The 15,422-nt window shown below is 53.9% G+C and carries 16 protein-coding genes; 1 reads left to right on the forward strand and 15 read right to left on the reverse strand.

What is annotated here, in order from left to right; genetic code table 11:
• The first annotated feature begins 86 nt into the window (after positions 1 to 86).
• Positions 87 to 1,097 (forward strand): radical SAM protein, encoded by a 1,011-nt coding sequence (locus tag M0R70_08080; GenBank protein MCK9419319.1) that lies wholly within the window; start codon positions 87 to 89, stop codon positions 1,095 to 1,097.
• 184 nt (positions 1,098 to 1,281) lie between these two features.
• On the opposite strand, the gene M0R70_08085 is transcribed toward M0R70_08080, so the two are convergent.
• From M0R70_08085 to secF, 15 genes are all read right to left on the reverse strand, one after another.
• Complete coding sequence (locus tag M0R70_08085) at positions 1,282 to 1,470, reverse strand: CooT family nickel-binding protein (protein MCK9419320.1); 189 nt, start codon at positions 1,468 to 1,470, stop codon at positions 1,282 to 1,284.
• A 70-nt stretch (positions 1,471 to 1,540) separates the two neighbouring features.
• Positions 1,541 to 1,714, reverse strand: coding sequence for a hypothetical protein (locus tag M0R70_08090; GenBank protein ID MCK9419321.1), 174 nt, complete (start codon positions 1,712 to 1,714; stop codon positions 1,541 to 1,543).
• 205 nt (positions 1,715 to 1,919) lie between these two features.
• A complete protein-coding gene (locus M0R70_08095) occupies positions 1,920 to 2,783 on the reverse strand; it encodes a transaldolase (protein MCK9419322.1) in 864 nt (287 codons plus the stop codon).
• A complete protein-coding gene (locus M0R70_08100) occupies positions 2,780 to 4,612 on the reverse strand; it encodes a transketolase (GenBank protein MCK9419323.1) in 1,833 nt (610 codons plus the stop codon). Before M0R70_08100 ends, M0R70_08095 begins: the two co-directional genes overlap by 4 nt.
• On the reverse strand, positions 4,609 to 5,298 hold the full coding sequence (locus M0R70_08105; GenBank protein ID MCK9419324.1) for a TVP38/TMEM64 family protein: 690 nt from the start codon (positions 5,296 to 5,298) through the stop codon (positions 4,609 to 4,611). The genes M0R70_08100 and M0R70_08105 overlap by 4 nt, the downstream gene beginning before the upstream one ends.
• 15 nt (positions 5,299 to 5,313) lie before the next feature.
• Complete coding sequence (locus tag M0R70_08110) at positions 5,314 to 6,840, reverse strand: mercuric reductase (protein ID MCK9419325.1); 1,527 nt, start codon at positions 6,838 to 6,840, stop codon at positions 5,314 to 5,316.
• A gap of 110 nt (positions 6,841 to 6,950) precedes the next feature.
• Positions 6,951 to 7,931, reverse strand: a complete 981-nt coding sequence (gene arsS / locus M0R70_08115; GenBank protein MCK9419326.1) for an arsenosugar biosynthesis radical SAM protein ArsS — start codon at positions 7,929 to 7,931, stop codon at positions 6,951 to 6,953.
• Between the two features lie 275 nt (positions 7,932 to 8,206).
• Positions 8,207 to 8,962 carry an ABC transporter permease gene (locus tag M0R70_08120; GenBank protein ID MCK9419327.1) on the reverse strand — a complete coding sequence of 252 codons (756 nt, stop codon included), beginning with the start codon at positions 8,960 to 8,962 and terminating at the stop codon, positions 8,207 to 8,209.
• Positions 8,952 to 9,683 carry an ABC transporter ATP-binding protein gene (locus M0R70_08125; GenBank protein ID MCK9419328.1) on the reverse strand — a complete coding sequence of 244 codons (732 nt, stop codon included), beginning with the start codon at positions 9,681 to 9,683 and terminating at the stop codon, positions 8,952 to 8,954. Before M0R70_08125 ends, M0R70_08120 begins: the two co-directional genes overlap by 11 nt.
• Positions 9,684 to 9,702: 19 nt before the next feature.
• Entirely contained in the window at positions 9,703 to 10,158 is a 456-nt protein-coding gene (locus tag M0R70_08130; protein MCK9419329.1) for a PIN domain-containing protein, read from the reverse strand.
• A 3-nt stretch (positions 10,159 to 10,161) separates the two neighbouring features.
• Entirely contained in the window at positions 10,162 to 10,344 is a 183-nt protein-coding gene (locus tag M0R70_08135; protein MCK9419330.1) for a hypothetical protein, read from the reverse strand.
• A 527-nt stretch (positions 10,345 to 10,871) separates the two neighbouring features.
• Positions 10,872 to 11,111, reverse strand: coding sequence for a hypothetical protein (locus M0R70_08140; GenBank protein ID MCK9419331.1), 240 nt, complete (start codon positions 11,109 to 11,111; stop codon positions 10,872 to 10,874).
• Positions 11,112 to 11,127: 16 nt separating this feature from the next.
• Complete coding sequence (locus M0R70_08145; protein MCK9419332.1) at positions 11,128 to 13,440, reverse strand: tetratricopeptide repeat protein; 2,313 nt, start codon at positions 13,438 to 13,440, stop codon at positions 11,128 to 11,130.
• Positions 13,441 to 13,559: 119 nt separating this feature from the next.
• On the reverse strand, positions 13,560 to 14,249 hold the full coding sequence (locus M0R70_08150; GenBank protein MCK9419333.1) for a YkgJ family cysteine cluster protein: 690 nt from the start codon (positions 14,247 to 14,249) through the stop codon (positions 13,560 to 13,562).
• 166 nt (positions 14,250 to 14,415) lie between these two features.
• Complete coding sequence (secF, locus tag M0R70_08155) at positions 14,416 to 15,321, reverse strand: protein translocase subunit SecF (protein ID MCK9419334.1); 906 nt, start codon at positions 15,319 to 15,321, stop codon at positions 14,416 to 14,418.
• Positions 15,322 to 15,422: the final 101 nt, after the last annotated feature.

Consider the following 15,422-nt stretch of genomic DNA (forward strand, 5'->3'; position numbering starts at 1 on the left):
CGCTGCAATTCCACCATCACACCGCTCATTCAGTTTTCTCCACAATAACTCTATCCGCCCATTGATTTTTTCGGTACAATACGACCATGATCATCCCCTTCTTCATCCCTCATTCCGGCTGCCCGCACCAATGCGTGTTCTGCAACCAGAAGAACATTACCGGGCAAACTAAGCCGGTTGCTCCTTCAGCAATCCCTCAGAAGATAACCGAGTACCTCGCCATCAGCAGCTCAGAGAAACCCGCACACGTGGCATTTTACGGCGGAAGCTTTACGGCCCTTCCGTTTGAAACGCAGAAAGCATATCTCACCGCTGTCCAGCCATTCATTACCGCAGGTACAATCGAGGGCATCCGTCTCTCCACCCGGCCCGATTGCATCACAAACAAAGTCCTCACACTGCTCAAGGAATATCACGTCACCACCCTTGAGCTCGGCGTCCAATCTATGGATGATGCGGTTCTTACGCGTTCCGGCCGTGGTCATACTTCAACCGATACCGTGAATGCGGTAAGCCTGATAAGATCCTATGATTTCCTGATCGGCCTTCAGCTGATGCCCGGTTTGCCCGGTGATTCTGCCGATGGTTTCATGAAAACAGTGGGCACGGTCATTGGGCTCAGGCCTGACTTTGTCAGGATCTATCCCGCTCTCGTGATCAAAGACACACCGCTTGAAGACCTGTATACGTCAGGGCGCTATATACCGCTCTCGCTTGATGATGCAGTGGCGTTGTGTCGGGATGCCCTTGAAAGATTCGAACTGGCGGGAATCGACGTGATAAGGATCGGGCTGCAGCCGACAGAGGAACTGGAAAAACCCGGCACGATCATAGCCGGGCCGTATCATCCTGCTTTCAGGCAACTGGTGGAATCTTCGATCTTATTGGATAAAATGCGGTCCGCATTGCGCTTGAGCAGGACTAAGGCAGGTATGGTGACTTTTCAGGTAAATCCCAAAGACCTTTCCGCCGCAATAGGTCAGCACCGTTCCAATATTGGACTTCTCAAGAAGGAGTTCGGACTGCAGGAGCTATCCATTGTAGCGGAGATAACCGTTTTGAAAAGGCGTGAAACTCTTCTTTGCTCATCTTCTTAACATGGAACTTCTCAGGATCTTATAACCATCTGCTCACACGAAGGCACAAAGACACGAAGAAATTCAATAAATCCTATCCGCTTTAAACACAAGGCCTGAAGCCTTTCTTTGCGACTTCGTGGCTTTGTGTGAGACTGGACTGATTACGCACCTTGAAATATTATACTACTTGCGTCAACATATATCAGGACGCTTCCACCACAACACGGTTCTTGACCAAGGAAACCTCACTCACTGCTCCGCGTATCTTCTTTTCCTCACCGAACAGGTTGCGCATCACGACCTCGCCGTTCTCAACGCGAATACTATTCACCGACTCAAGGAGCAGTTCCTCTTTGCCCTGCTTTTTCACATACGCCTTCAGATCGCACATTGTTGACTCAACCTTTCGTCGCGAAGAACCTTAAAAAACAGTAAACCCGCCGTGACGCTCGGACGGCGGGCTATTTTCTTACGATCTTGTCGATACTTTCAGGAGGCGCCGACCGGATCGAGCCGGCCTTCTGCGTGACGCCCCTGCATTCAGCCAAGTATGAAAGAGTTCCGCAAACAGGTTTCGCTGTCTTCACGTTCGCCGGGTGACGCTTATTGATGCTTTTATCTGCTTTATGCTTCATACCTCATCACCATCGATGTTTTTCCATGAATCATCTATACCACGTGCTTCGGGAGAAATCAAGGCAAATCAATAAAGCGCGCTTCTGGATAGTCCGATGTCTTGCCGGAAAGAATCTTCTCATCACAAAGGCTCTGTGCGATGGGATGCCGCACCGCTCATCATCCCAGGAAATGTGGACGCTCTTCCCGTTGTTTTGCGCATACTTATTTTATCAACGCGTTCCAGTCCGCCGAAAACCTTTCCATGCCCTTTTCCGTCAGGTCATGTCTGATGTCATGGGATTCCCAGGGCTTCGAGAGATCGTAATCTCGGTACAGGATCGCCTTCAGTCCTTTTGTGTCATAGTGGTACTCATTGCCGGGGATGGTGAGCCCCTTCTCCCCCCATATCTTGATCATTTCGAACGGTGCGGTGATGATATCGGAGCCGAGTTTGAGCGCATACAAAAAATGGTCGAGACTCCTGACGCTCGCGGTCAGCACCTCCACGTGGCCATCGCCCTGCTGATACATCCTGATGATGTTGGCGATCAGGTCCATGCCGTTCTCTCCGCGGTCATCGAGGCGGCCGATGAACGGCGAGAGGAACACCTGTTCTTTGCGCGCACCCAGTGTTGCCGCATACACTGCCGCGGCCTGTTCCTGGGTGAACACCAGCGTCATATTCACCCGGAGCCCGGCCTTGACAGCCTGCTCTGCCGCCTTCAGGCCTTCCCGGGACGTGGGAAACTTGATGTGAGCGTTCGGGACCCAGTCGAACATCTCCTTGCCCTGCTTCAGCATTTCCCCGGCATTTGTTGCTGCATCGGCATAGACCTCGATGGAAACCGAACCCTGGGGGATGAGACTGGATAACGTATTGACGACTTCCCGGTAGAAGGTGAATATCTCCTCCTTGCTGAATTTGCTACCCTGCTCCAACCGCTTCCGGGCCTCCGGGTTTTTCGCGATAAGCGTGGGGTTGGTGGTCTGTCCGTCAAGAAACCCGATCTGTTCGAGCACTGCTTTCGTTTCTTCTGGGTTCCCTCCATCCAGAAATATTCTTGTTTTCATATTGCTCGGTCTCATAGAATCTCCTTTATTTTTTTTATGATAGCTTTTCTCGATATCTCTTCATAGTCAAGAAGTTCCTTCGGCTGCCCGCTCTTCGGCATCTTTCGCACTGCCAGGGAATGAATGGCGACGGCAACGCCGGCGAGCGCACTCCTGACCGCTTCATTGATGCCCCCTTCGGCAAAATGGTCTTCCACGGTAATGATCCTCTTCGTGGCCCGCGCGGCCTCGGTAAGCGTCCGAACATCGATGGGCTTGATGCTGTACAGGTCTATCACCGTGATGAAGATACCGTCCTTTTTCAATTCGTCATGGGCAGCGAGGGCCTCATGAAGCGTGATCCCTGCCGCGACCACCGTGGCGACATCCTTCGTGCTTCTCTTCAGGACCTTGCTGCCGCCGATGCGGAACACCTCGTCGTTCCGGTAAAGAATCGGCATGTCTTCGCGTGTCGTACGGAGATAGACGATCCCCTTGTGCCGTGCCGCCTCTTCCACCAGCTTTTCCGCGGACACCGCGTCCGAGGGATACAGGACCACGCTGTTCAGAATGGTCCTGAACATGGCGATGTCCTCGAGCCCCATCTGCGAAGAACCGTCCACCCCTATTGATACGCCCGCGTGAGATCCGCAGAACTTGATGTTGGAATCAGAGTACTGGCACATCCTTATCTGGTCAAAAGCACGCGTGAGAAATGCGGCGAAGGTGGACACGAACGGGATCCTCCCGCGCAGTGACAGGCCCAGGGCGGAGCCGACCATGTTCTGCTCCGCGATGAACATCTCGAAGAACCGGTCAGGCCAGGTCTTCTTGAATATCTCGGCAAAGGTCGAGTTGCCGACTTCGGCATCCAGAACAACGATATCAGGATACTGAGGGTATATCCGCTCGAGCGCTGTGCCGTAGGCATGCCTTGTGGACACCGGCTTGCCCCCGTCGTACGAGAGCGGTTTGGCCTTCTCAGCTTTCCGGTTCTTCGGCTTGACATCCTCCGGTCTCTGCATCTCGCCGCGGATCGTTAGATCAAGCGGACCGAGCTCTTCAAGCGCGCGAAGGAGTTCATCTTTTTTGAGCGCCTTGCCGTGCCAGCCGTTCCTGCCCTCGATGAACGATATGCCCTTCCCCTTTTCGGTCTTTGCGATGATCATGACCGGCTTATCATGGACCCTCCCTGCTTGTTCATAGGCAGTAAGGACCTGCGGCAAATGATGCCCGTCGATAACGATCGGCTCCCATCCAAAAGCGGAAGCTTTTTTCTTATAGATGTCCATATCGTGGCCATACATGGTCTCCCCGCGCTGTCCAAGCCGGTTCACGTCGAGAACACCGACGAGGTTATTCAGCTTGTAATACGCGGCGATCTCCATGGCCTCCCATTGTGATCCCTCGGCCATCTCGCTGTCGCCGAGCAGCACATAGGTGCGGTAGGGAAGCTTGTCGAGATACTTCGCGTTCAGGGCCATTCCCACGCCGATCGAAAGCCCTTGACCGAGCGAACCGGTTGCCGCTTCAGTATACGTAAACGCCGGTGTCGGATGGCCTTCCAGAGGACTGCCGAATTTTCGCAAGGTCATCATCTCCGTTACGGTCACCTTCCCGGCGGCAAGCCAGAGAGCGTAAAAGAGAGGCGATGCATGGCCCTTTGAAAATATCAGCCGGTCATTGTTCGGGTGCTTCGGTCTGTCCGCGTCGAACCGAAACGCGCCGCCGAACATCAAACCAACCATCAGATCAGCAGCGGAAAGGGACGAGGTGGGATGTCCGGAGCCTGCCTCGGTTGTCGAAACCAGGCTCCAGTAGCGGACCAGTTTCGCAAGCTTTTCCAGTTTCACCATATCTGTCATTGCTTGACTCCCTCCTGTTTCCGTTTGAACTTCTGATATAGCATAGGCGCCAGGGCGAATAGTCCCAGCAGGGCAAAGGACCAGAGCACACGGGGCGATGCGACCTCGCTCATGCTGGTGATCGTGGCAAGGCTGGCGCCGGCGTTGCAGAATACGAAACTGCCAGGAATAATGCCGATCATGGTCCCAAAGAAGAATGTGCGCAGAGGGATCTTCGTGAGTCCTGCCCCGAGGTTGATCAGGAAGAAGGGGAAGACCGGGACCAGCCGCAGAAACAGGAGGTAGTTGAACCCTCTTGTCTCGAGTTCCCTGTTTATTTTTTCAAGACGCGGTCCGAATTTGTTCTCAATCACATCGTGGAACAGATAACGGGCCACCAAGAAGGCCAGGGTCGCGCCGATTGTGGCGCCGATATTGACGTACAGGGTCCCCATGACAGCGCCGAATATGGCGCCTGCCGCGAGGGAGAGGATCGCGGCTCCGGGTAGAGAGAGCGTTGTCTGGATGATGTAGATGGCGATAAATGCACCGGCCATTGCGAAACGGTTCTTCTGATAGAGCGTGGTCAGCGCATCGCGGTTGGCCTTGAGCGATTCCAGGGTAAGGAACCTTCCGAGGTCGAATACGAAGAACAGCGCGATGAGCGCTGCAATGATTACCGCGAGAATGAGCTTTTTGCTACCCAAAATATCTCCTGCCTTTTATGATCGCTGCCATTTCAACCATGCCGTGAAAAGCTTCTTGATGAACGGTGTTAACCTCGTCCGGTTGTACACGTCAGCCAGCCGCTTGATTGCTTCGGCCTGGGTTGGATAGGGATGGATGGTCTTCCCGATGGCCGAAAGACCGAGCCCCGCGGTGATGGCAAGAGACAGTTCATTGATCATTTCACCTGCATGGCTCGCGACAATGGTAGCGCCGAGTATCTTGTCACTCCCCTTCTTCAAATGCACTCTGGCAAACCCTTCGGCTTCACCATCCAGAAGCGCCCGGTCAACTTCTGAAAGGGGCACGGTAAGCGTAAGGACCTCGATCCCCTTGTCATGAGCGTCTGTTTCGTACATTCCCACATGGGCCACTTCCGGGTCCGTGTACGTGCACCAGGGGACCACAAGGGAGGACGTCTTCTGTCTGCCCTTGAACAACGCGTTCGCGATCACGATGCGCGCCAGGGCGTCGGCGGTGTGCGTGAACTTGTAAGGAAAGCAAATGTCCCCGGCAGCATACACGCGCGGGTTTGATGTCTGGAGCATATCGTTCACCATCACACCCGTCCCCGGATCGAAGGCGATCCCCGCTGCTTCAAGACCCATCCCGTTCACGTTCGGGGCACGGCCCACGCTTACCAGTATCTCGTCTCCGGTCAGTTCCACCGTCTTTCCTCCCTGCTCAAGCGTGATGACCTTATCAGCGCCCCGCTTCTCCGTTTTCAGGATCTTCGCGTTCAGGGACAGTTTGACGCCGTCACGCAGCATGGACTGTTGGACCAACTCCGCGGCGTCAGCGTCCTCGCGTACAAGCAGATGGTTGGCAGTCTCAATGATGGTCACCTCGCTTCCCATGCGGGCAAAAGCCTGGGACAACTCACAGCCGATGGGACCGCCGCCGATCACCAGGAGTCTTTTCGGAAGCCCGGTCAGCCAGAAGACGTTCTCATTGGTAAGGTATCCCGTCTCCTCTATCCCGGGAATAGGCGGGGCAGCTGCCCGCGCGCCGGTGCAGATGGCGGCTTTTTTAAAGCGAAGTCGCAGGCCGTCCACCTCGATACTGTCGGGACCGATGAATGTTCCTTTGCCGAGAAAGACGTCAATGCCGAGCTCTTTGCTGAACCGTTCAAAAGAATCATGTGCGCTGATCCCGGCCCTGATCCGCCGCATGCGTTCCATGGCCCTGCCGAAATCGATCCCTGCGCCTGCGCCGCAGGTTATGCCGAATTTTCCGGCAGTCTTCACCGCGTAAGCGGCGCGGCCTGCCCGGATGAGCCCCTTTGAGGGGACGCAACCGGCATTCAGGCAATCCCCACCCATAAGATGACGTTCAATGAGCGCGACCTTTGCCCCCAGCCCTGCCGCCCCGGCAGCAGTTACCAGCCCCGCCGTGCCTGCGCCGATCACTACAAGGTTATATCTCGGAGCAGGCTCGGGGTTTCTCCATCCTGCGGGATGTACATTGTTGAGAAGCCTCTGATTATGGTCGTCTTGAGGATAAATTAAGGGATGCTGTTCCATGCATGGGTCCTTATTACTCAGGTTGTCAGGTTCACGGTTCATGGTTTAAACGGTTTTCCAACCTTGAACCGTGAACCTGGAACGTTGAACCTCAGTAGTTCAAGTATTCTTCAGCAGGCGGCCATGTGCAATGTCATCGCGCCTGAACATGACGACCCCTGCCCTGCCGTGCACCCGAAGCAATGGTCATCCACGGAAATAGTACGCCGGGAAAGTGCGGCATGGTCAAAGTCACTGATATGCGTCGGAACACCGCGATCCACGCCAAGACCGAGCGCCTGGTTAAAATCGCAGTCATACAGTCGGCCGTCCCATCCAATGCTCACCAGTGAACGGCACATGACGGTTTCGAGCGTGGCGGGATTGAACGCCGAAGCAAGCATTTCCTGGTAGATTTCCAGATTATCATTTCTGATCAGTGCCTCTCGAAATCTTCCCACCGGCATATTGGTAAAAGCGAACAAACGGTTAAATGTCACCTGATGTCGGCACATCAGCTCTCTCTTATAATCCGCTTCCAGTGCGCGCTGCGCAGGCGCCAGAAAAGCGCCCCGGGGATTGTAGACCAGGGTGATCGACCGGCCGTCCGGCCCGATTCCGAATCCCACGCGATTAAGAACGCGAAGGGCCCTGATGCTCTTGTTAAAAGCTCCGCTGCCCCTCACCGCGTCAACGTTCTCTTCCCGGTAGCAGGGAAGCGAAGCGACAAGGTCCACACCGTGGTCCCGGTAAAATTCCGGAAGACCTTCCTGCCCCTTTTCCAGTAATACGGAAAGATTCGTGCGAACGATTACTTTTTTACCTGCCATCTTCGCGCGGGTAACGAGCATTTGGAAATGAGGATGAAGTTCCGGAGCCCCTCCGGTAATGTCCAGAGTCTCAATCGGGTTATCGGACAGAACGCGCAGCACCTCCTCCACGGTCTCCCGCGGCATTGATTCCGATCGGGCGGGACCAGCGGATACATGGCAATGGGTGCACGCCATGTTACATCGGTATCCAAGATTCACCTGTAAAATCTGGACCCCTTGTGCTGTTAATGGTTCTTTGATTACGGACTGGACCTTGTCATTAAATTTTGTACTATCCATGTAAATCGACCTCACTCATTATGAACACTCTCTGACTTTTGAAATTATAACACACTTACCTGTCCGTGTCGTATTTACTCATCACAGCGCAGCCTTTAGCCGCAAACCAATAAACTGTCATCCCCGAATGCCTTTATCGGGGATCTGGTGTTGAAAGAATAACCGGATTCCCGATAGGAACGCTCGGGAATGACAGATAAGTGGGAATGGCGTGCGACAAAGATTTTCACTAACGTGTCAAGTTTAGAAATGAAATAACATTAACAGCCGTCAGCTTATACAATGATCTTCTTCTTCATAAATTTGAACGGGAACGGTGCAAGCAGGATAACAGCAACGACAAGCCATATCATACTCCCGATCTCGGTGCTTATGCTGCCCGCTGAAAAGGCGCGGCAGATATTGACAAGGTGATACAGCGGCGAAAAGAAGGCGAGACGGGCAACCACGTGCGGCATGGCATCCAGCGGGAAAAAGATGCCGGAAAAAAGGAACAGCGGGGTCATGAAGAGCGTGTAGAAATAACTGAATGAATCGATGCCCGGCACCATCGCGCAGAACATGACCGAAAGTTCGGCAAAGATAAGCCCGCCCAGGAAGACAAATGGTATCGCAAGCAGGATAAGAGGCGAATCAACAAGACCGAACAGGGCGATCACTATCATTATTGTAATTCCAAAGATCACGCTCTTGGTAGCGCCCCAGATGAGCTCCCCTGCAACAAGATCATCGAGGTTCACCGGCGTCGCGAGGATGGCGTCAAAGGTCTTCTGGAACGTCATGCGAATATAGGTGCCATAGGTGCATTCGTAAACCGCCGCAAAGACCGATGAGGACGCCACAATGCCCGGCGCAATAAAATTGATATAGGGCCGGCCATGGATGTCCTGCACGAATGCGCCGAGACCGAATCCCATCGCCACCAGGTACAGGGCCGGTTCGAAGAAGTTGAGCGCAAAGCTCGTCTTATACAGTTTGGTATAGACCAGCCAGTGCCGTTGCCAGACGCTGAATACGCGCTTAATCCGCAAGGCTCCTCCCCGTCAGTTTGAGATACACTCCTTCAAGGTTGCCGCCGTGCAGTACCATCAAGTTCGCCGGAGAGTCGATCGTCACGATCTTTCCCGAGTCCATGATCGCTACGCGATCGCAGAGTTTCTCCGCTTCTTCCATGTAATGGGTCGTGAGCAGGAGCGTGGTATTCTGGAATTTCAGCGTGTTCAGCTTGTCCCAGACCGCCCGCCTGCTGTGCGGATCCAGTCCGGTCGTGGGTTCGTCGAGGAGCAGGATCTCAGGGTTGTTCACGAGCGAGCGGGCGAGCAGGAGCCGGTGCTTCATGCCGCCGGAAAGCTGGTCGATCTTTGCATTCGCCTTGTCCTGGAGCTCCGCGAATTCAAGCAGCTCGCGGACAAGCCGCATACTGCCTTTCTTCTTGATATCAAAGTACCTCGCATACACAACGAGGTTCTCGGTCACGGATAGATCAGGGTCGAGGTTGTCATCCTGCGGCATGATGCCGAGACGGGCTTTGATGTCGCTCTGCTCAACAGTAACGTCCCTGCCGAAGACCGTGACCGTGCCCGACGTCGGCGGCATGAAACAGGAAATGATGCGCATGACCGTGGTCTTCCCTGCCCCGTTCGGGCCAAGAAAGCCGAAGCACTCACCCTGTTGAATGGCAAAGTCGATACCATCGACGGCGCGAAGGCCGTTGTAGTCTTTTATGAGATTTTGTGCAGTGACGATGTCCATGGGAAATGATTTGCAGCTGTTAGAGAGAACCGATGAACTCTTCAGGAGTCTGTGCAAGGACTAATTTTTTCGATAAAGAAATGAAGACACTGTCACGAGATACGAGGGTCATGGGTTCCAGTCCCATGCAGAGAGAAAGGTGGATTGCATCAAAGGGATCCAAAGGGTACACCGCCTGTAAGGTATTTGCCTTAAGCAGGCTGATTTCATCTGGAATTAGAACATCAATGACTGAGGTGATTTCGGCAAGATCTTCCTCTACCTGGCTTGACGAAAAAGCCTTCTTTCTCCGCAGAAGATACCGGACTTCCATGAGGGTCGTCAAAGAGATGAAAGCGGATATCGACTTATTCTCAGCACGCCGCACGATTTCATGCGGTGCTTTCCAGAGCTCTTTTCCAGATTGAGTTTCAAGCTCCTGAACCAGCCAGTTGACGACAACATCCGTATCAAGGAGGACCTTGGGGATATCCATGAGCTACTTCTTCACCTTACCATAGGCAGATGCCCGCTGCTCCCGGACGAACTGTGCGGACATCTTTTCCTTCGGCAGAATGTCTGCATACTTTCCCAGCATGCCGTCAGAAACGCTTTTTTTTCGTTTCTGGAGCGGTTGTGTGGTTTTCAGTGTCTTCATGGCCTCTTTCAGGGTCGATAACATTATGTGTCTCCTTGTTCTTATGACGTATAATAACATATGAAAAAGGAAGCCGTCAACTGCAATACTCGGCGATCCCCTTCACCTCGATAGCCGCATCGAAACACCCCGCAAATCGTACAATGTCCATGATCAATGAGAGGAACCTACTGATATGAAACTTACACATTTCGATTTCCTCGCAAGTTCATACGTACAGGAAGTTCTTCTTGCCAATTCAACATCTCATCCAATCACGATTCATGCCAAAGTCGCGTAGGTTGGGCAAAACGACTCATCTTGCCCAACAGCTTCCCGGTTAACACGTTGGGCTTTACAAAGAACGTTCAGCCCAACCTACGGAACTGCCCGGAAGCCGTTATAGTCTTTTATGAGATTGCGAGCTGTAACGATGTTCATAAAGAAATGTGTCTGCAACGATCCTTGTCTGATTAGTATGAAAAGAGGGCGTCCCCATTGGGCAGTTATTCGATCCGTTTTAATCAACCAAGCTTTGTTCGTGCCCTGTCGTCGCCTGAATGCGTCACAAGCTACCTGACGGAATCAGCCTTCTTGGTCTCAACCCCCTCAAGGTCCTTGAGTATTTTCTCGACCCTCTTCCTGAGGTCGAGATGCTTATCCTGAACCTGAGCCGACTTCTTTGTGTCATGACGCGACTGGGCAAGCTCCTTTTCAAGCTCCCGAACGCGCTTCTTGTGTGAACGATTTTCGTCCACCAGCTTCTTGATCCTTCTCTCGATCTCGGTAAATTTTTCCGCAAGGTCTTTCATGTCGTCTTCCCCCGACTTAATCCGCAACTCCTGTGGTCTTGGCGTAGATCCGCTTGTATTCGGCATAGTTACGCAACACTTTTTTCACATAGCGTCTGGTCTCGGCATAGGGTATCATCTCGACAAACAAGTCCCACTCTCCGTGCGACCCGTTCTTTGCGATCCATCCCTGGACCGCCTCGGGTCCCGCGTTATAGGCCGCCGCAACCAGGAGCGGGTTGTTCCGGAACTGTTTCATGAGATGACTGACATACCAGGTCCCGATATTGATGGCTGTGTCGGAGTCAAAGAGCTTTTCCCGATCAAATTCTGGAAGCCCGTTCAGCTGGGCGGCCCACTTCCCGGTGGCCGGCATCACCTGCATCAGCCCCCGCGCTCCGGCGGAAGAGAGCGCATCGGGACGGAACTGGCTCTCCTCCCTGATAATGGCGGCTATAAAGTAGGGGTCCTGCTTGAACTTTCCGGCATACGTGACGATGCTGTCCCAGTAGCCCTGCGGATAAGCAAGGAGCCACAGATTATCAGTCATGCCGGGTGTCGGACGCTCAAGAAAGCGTTCGTAACCCCGAAGCACGATGATAAGGGAGCGATAATAATCTCCCAGCTCGAAAAAAACCTTGCTTAATTCCATGAGAGCGATGCGCCTTCTCGGCACCTTGTCCTTCAGCGACCACAATTCCGCTGCCGCCTCTGCCTTCATATCAAGATGCACGAGCTCAAAGATCTTTCTGAACGGTTGTTCCGACGAGAGCATCTGCATTATTTCTTCCGTCCAGAGAGCGGGCTCATTCTCACGTCCAAAATCATCCGGCTCGTCATCAATAAACGGGGCTTCAACGAACGCGGTCGCCGTATCGGCGGCATCGTTTGTCTGTACACCCGCTTCAGATCCCAGCGCCGCCATTCGTTCGGCTGCCCGATGCCCGTAGTAGGTATAGGGGCCTTTCTTGAGAACCTGCCTGTAGTATCCAACTGCCTGGGCGGTCTCTTCACGTTTTTCCGCTGTCCTGCCCTGCCAGTAGCGGGCCTGATTCACCAGGAACGATCGGGGATAGCGGTTGATTAGGTCCTGGAAGGTGTTTTCCGCGTTCACATAGTCGCCGGAAGTGTAGTGCCACCATGCTTTCCACCAGATGGCGCTGTCCGCGAACTTGCTGTCGGAATACTCTTTCACCAGTCTGGTGTAATACTGAAGCGCCTTCTCCATATCACCGGCTTCCCGGTAGATGTTACCGGTAAGGAATAGTGCGTCATCACACCATTCGCTCCCGGGGAAGTCATCAAGAAGTTTCTGGAAGGTCTGCACCCCCCGGTCCCAGTCGCCTAGCTTGCTGTAAGACCTCCCCAGCCAGTAGAGCGCCTCGGAGACCCTCTCATCGGAGGGATATTCCCGTATCATTTTTTCAAGGATGACCGAGGCCTCTCCCCGTTTCCCGAGATAATAAAGCGATACCCCGGTGCGATAGAGCGCGTCCGGCCGGTCCGGGGAGTCCGGTTCTTTATCCAGAAATTTCGTGAAGGTCTCAACTGCTTTGTCATGCAGACTGATCCGGAACAGATTTCTGCCGCGTTCGTATAATTCTGCGGATGCGAGTTCGGGGATTTCAACACCGCCTGCCTTAAGGATTGAAAGTGCTTTTTCAACCTGCTGGTCGTTCGGATCGCCGGGATATCTTACCCAGACATCCTGGTAGGCCCGCACTGCCCGCGCAAGGTCCGCTTCCGCGGTCAGTGCGCGTCCGAGTCCCAGACCGGCGGCAGGCGCGAATTCGGAGCGTGGATTGTTCTGCAGGAATTCCTCGAAGACCACTGCGGCCTCGGGATAGGCGTACGATTCGAGAAGCGCCTGGCCCCGCTTGAACGCTGCGCGCGCGATAAGCGAACTGCCGGGATACCGCTCGCTCACCTGCTCGTACAAGGCGGCCGCCTCCGAATACCGGGCCTTGGCAAAGTGATAATCCGCCAGCAGAAAGACAGCGTAGTCGGCAAGCTCGGGATATTCCGCCTGCACGCGGAGCATGGACGCGTTGGCCTCGGAGGGCCGGTCAAGCTGGATGAGTGCCTGTTCCGTAAGGAACAATGAACGTTTATACCAGGGAGTATCCGGATAGAGTTCACTGATCCGGTGCGCGATGATGAGTGCGTTCTCGGCGTTTCCCGCTTTACAAGCGTCCCGGCCTTCCTTGAATCCTTGTTCAGCATCGTCAGCAGTCAGCGTGAATCTCGAAGAAAGCGCATCAGGTATGCCGGGATGGGGCGTCTTGCCGGCCGCACACGCTGAAACTATCAGAAGCACGGAAAGTGAGATGATTTTATTTAGGTAACTCATTTTTTTTGAGCGATGGTCTTCACGATGTCGCTTTGACCCGCACATTATAATAGTGCCCCCTGCCGGGCATGTCAAGTGAAGTTATGCCTGAGACCCGGCGGACTATCTCTCTGATAACGTTAGCTACGACAAAGGAAGCGGGGCAACTGGGCCAACGCGGTTTCAAGGCGCAGGATGAAGCGTTCTTCAGGAGAGGTTAATGCGTCGGCGATCCCGGAGGAAGGAGCAGGCGGTGTGTCAGGGCTGTAGACGAACAGGTGGAATGCAACAGAGGTGACCGGTTTATCCGGAAGCGGCAGCTTTTCGATCTCATTCACAAAATCGATCCATCGGTCCGCCATCCGGATCTGCAGGGCTGCATCCTGGGTCTTTAGGTAATCATCCACGGTTCCTGCGGGCTCAGTCGCAAGACCGTCGCAAAGATTCTGTCCCGGAAGGACGAACCTGGACTGCATGTCGTTATACACGCGACCTATCGGAAAGAGCCTGCATGCCAGCGGCCGTGCCTTATAGATGCGGCAGCCGTTCTCCGTCCAGAAGTGGCAAACAGGGTCACGCGGCAGCATGACCAGAGGAAAACCGTTTGCCCGCTCTGTATCGACAACGTCGAGCAGGTCTTCATAGCTCATGTCGCTTTCGCGGCAAACGAGTGCAATCTCGTAGGGATTAAGGACGATCGGAGCGCTCGCCTTGCAACAGGTGGAATCGCAGCCGCGGGTCCCGCACGTCAGCTGCATGAGATCGGTTTCCACAAGCACCGAGGCATCGGCGCCGGCGATCGTTATGACAGGCGTATGATTGTTTGACATCAATCGTTATTACAGGTCTCGATGGTCATTCCCGAGGCCTCATAAGCCTGCCCCGGTAAGCTTGTAGCCGGGGGGAATCCGGTATAAGAACCAGATCCCCGATGGAACCGTCCGGGGATGACAACTCAGTTGGTGTAAAATCTATGATTAGAAGACCCATTACACCTCACTTCGTGATCAATCGTCCGCCCAACTTTGCCTGCCACACCACCAGGATGGGGCTGGCCACGAAAATCGACGAATAGGTCCCAATAATCACGCCCATGAGCAACGCAAGCGAGAAATCATGCAGCACCTCTCCTCCGAAGAGTACGAGCGGGATGAGCACGATGACCACCGTGAGCGAAGTGATGATCGTCCGGGACAGCACTTCGTTGATGCTGTAGTTCACCAGCTGAGGCAACGCATCCTTCTTGTTGCGCTTCAGGTTCTCCCTGATCCGGTCGAAGACCACCACCGTGTCCGTGAGAGAATAACCCGCAAGCGTAAGCAGCGCGGTCACGATCAGCAGGTTGATCTCCCAATTCAAAATGTAGAAGATACCGAGAACGGCAAAAACATCGTGCATGGTCGCAATAGCGGCTGCCACGCCGAATTTGAACTCGAACCGGAACGCGATATAGAGAATGATGGCTATCATCGAGACCGTGATGGCCACGAGCGCGTCGCGCTGGACCGCCTTGCCTATCACCGGCCCGATCTCCATGATGCTATCGACCTCAAAGGCATTGTTCGGGAACTCCTGCCTGAAGAGGTTCTGGATCTTTTCCGATGTCCCCTCGGACTCCCGGAGCCTGATCAGGATCTTGTTCCCTTCTCCGACCTGCTGGATTGAGGCGCCTATGAATCCGTTCTTATCGAGGGCAGCGCGCGCTTTTTCCACCGGCATCTGTTCTTTGAAGCTGAGTTGCATTGTGGTGCCGCCCACAAAGTCGATGCCGAGGTTCGCCTTGCCCCGGCTGACCTGGATCAGACCGACGATGCCGAGGGCGATCAGCAGGCCCGAGACGGCAAATGAGACGTTTTTCCAGCCCATGAAATCGATATTTGTCTTATGCAATATTTGAAGCATTTCAACCTCCAAAATACAATTATTTTAACCACAGAGATCACAGAGGGCTCGGAGAAAAGCTATTATAAAGAACGGACTTACCTCCGTGTACTCTGTGGTAA

The organism is Nitrospirota bacterium (assembly GCA_023229435.1).
Taxonomy (GTDB): domain Bacteria; phylum Nitrospirota; class UBA9217; order UBA9217; family UBA9217; genus JALNZF01.

Coding starts and splice junctions, on each gene's coding strand:
- M0R70_08085 (MCK9419320.1), bottom strand. CDS start 1,470: ATGTGCGATCTGAAGGCGTATGTGAAAAAGCAGGGCAAAGAGGAACTG.
- M0R70_08095 (MCK9419322.1), bottom strand. CDS start 2,783: ATGAGACCGAGCAATATGAAAACAAGAATATTTCTGGATGGAGGGAAC.
- M0R70_08110 (MCK9419325.1), bottom strand. CDS start 6,840: ATGGAACAGCATCCCTTAATTTATCCTCAAGACGACCATAATCAGAGG.
- M0R70_08125 (MCK9419328.1), bottom strand. CDS start 9,683: ATGGACATCGTCACTGCACAAAATCTCATAAAAGACTACAACGGCCTT.
- M0R70_08090 (MCK9419321.1), bottom strand. CDS start 1,714: ATGAAGCATAAAGCAGATAAAAGCATCAATAAGCGTCACCCGGCGAAC.
- M0R70_08080 (MCK9419319.1), top strand. CDS start 87: ATGATCATCCCCTTCTTCATCCCTCATTCCGGCTGCCCGCACCAATGC.
- M0R70_08135 (MCK9419330.1), bottom strand. CDS start 10,344: ATGTTATCGACCCTGAAAGAGGCCATGAAGACACTGAAAACCACACAA.
- secF (MCK9419334.1), bottom strand. CDS start 15,321: ATGCTTCAAATATTGCATAAGACAAATATCGATTTCATGGGCTGGAAA.
- M0R70_08150 (MCK9419333.1), bottom strand. CDS start 14,249: ATGTCAAACAATCATACGCCTGTCATAACGATCGCCGGCGCCGATGCC.
- M0R70_08130 (MCK9419329.1), bottom strand. CDS start 10,158: ATGGATATCCCCAAGGTCCTCCTTGATACGGATGTTGTCGTCAACTGG.
- M0R70_08140 (MCK9419331.1), bottom strand. CDS start 11,111: ATGAAAGACCTTGCGGAAAAATTTACCGAGATCGAGAGAAGGATCAAG.
- M0R70_08145 (MCK9419332.1), bottom strand. CDS start 13,440: ATGAGTTACCTAAATAAAATCATCTCACTTTCCGTGCTTCTGATAGTT.
- M0R70_08100 (MCK9419323.1), bottom strand. CDS start 4,612: ATGACAGATATGGTGAAACTGGAAAAGCTTGCGAAACTGGTCCGCTAC.
- arsS (MCK9419326.1), bottom strand. CDS start 7,931: ATGGATAGTACAAAATTTAATGACAAGGTCCAGTCCGTAATCAAAGAA.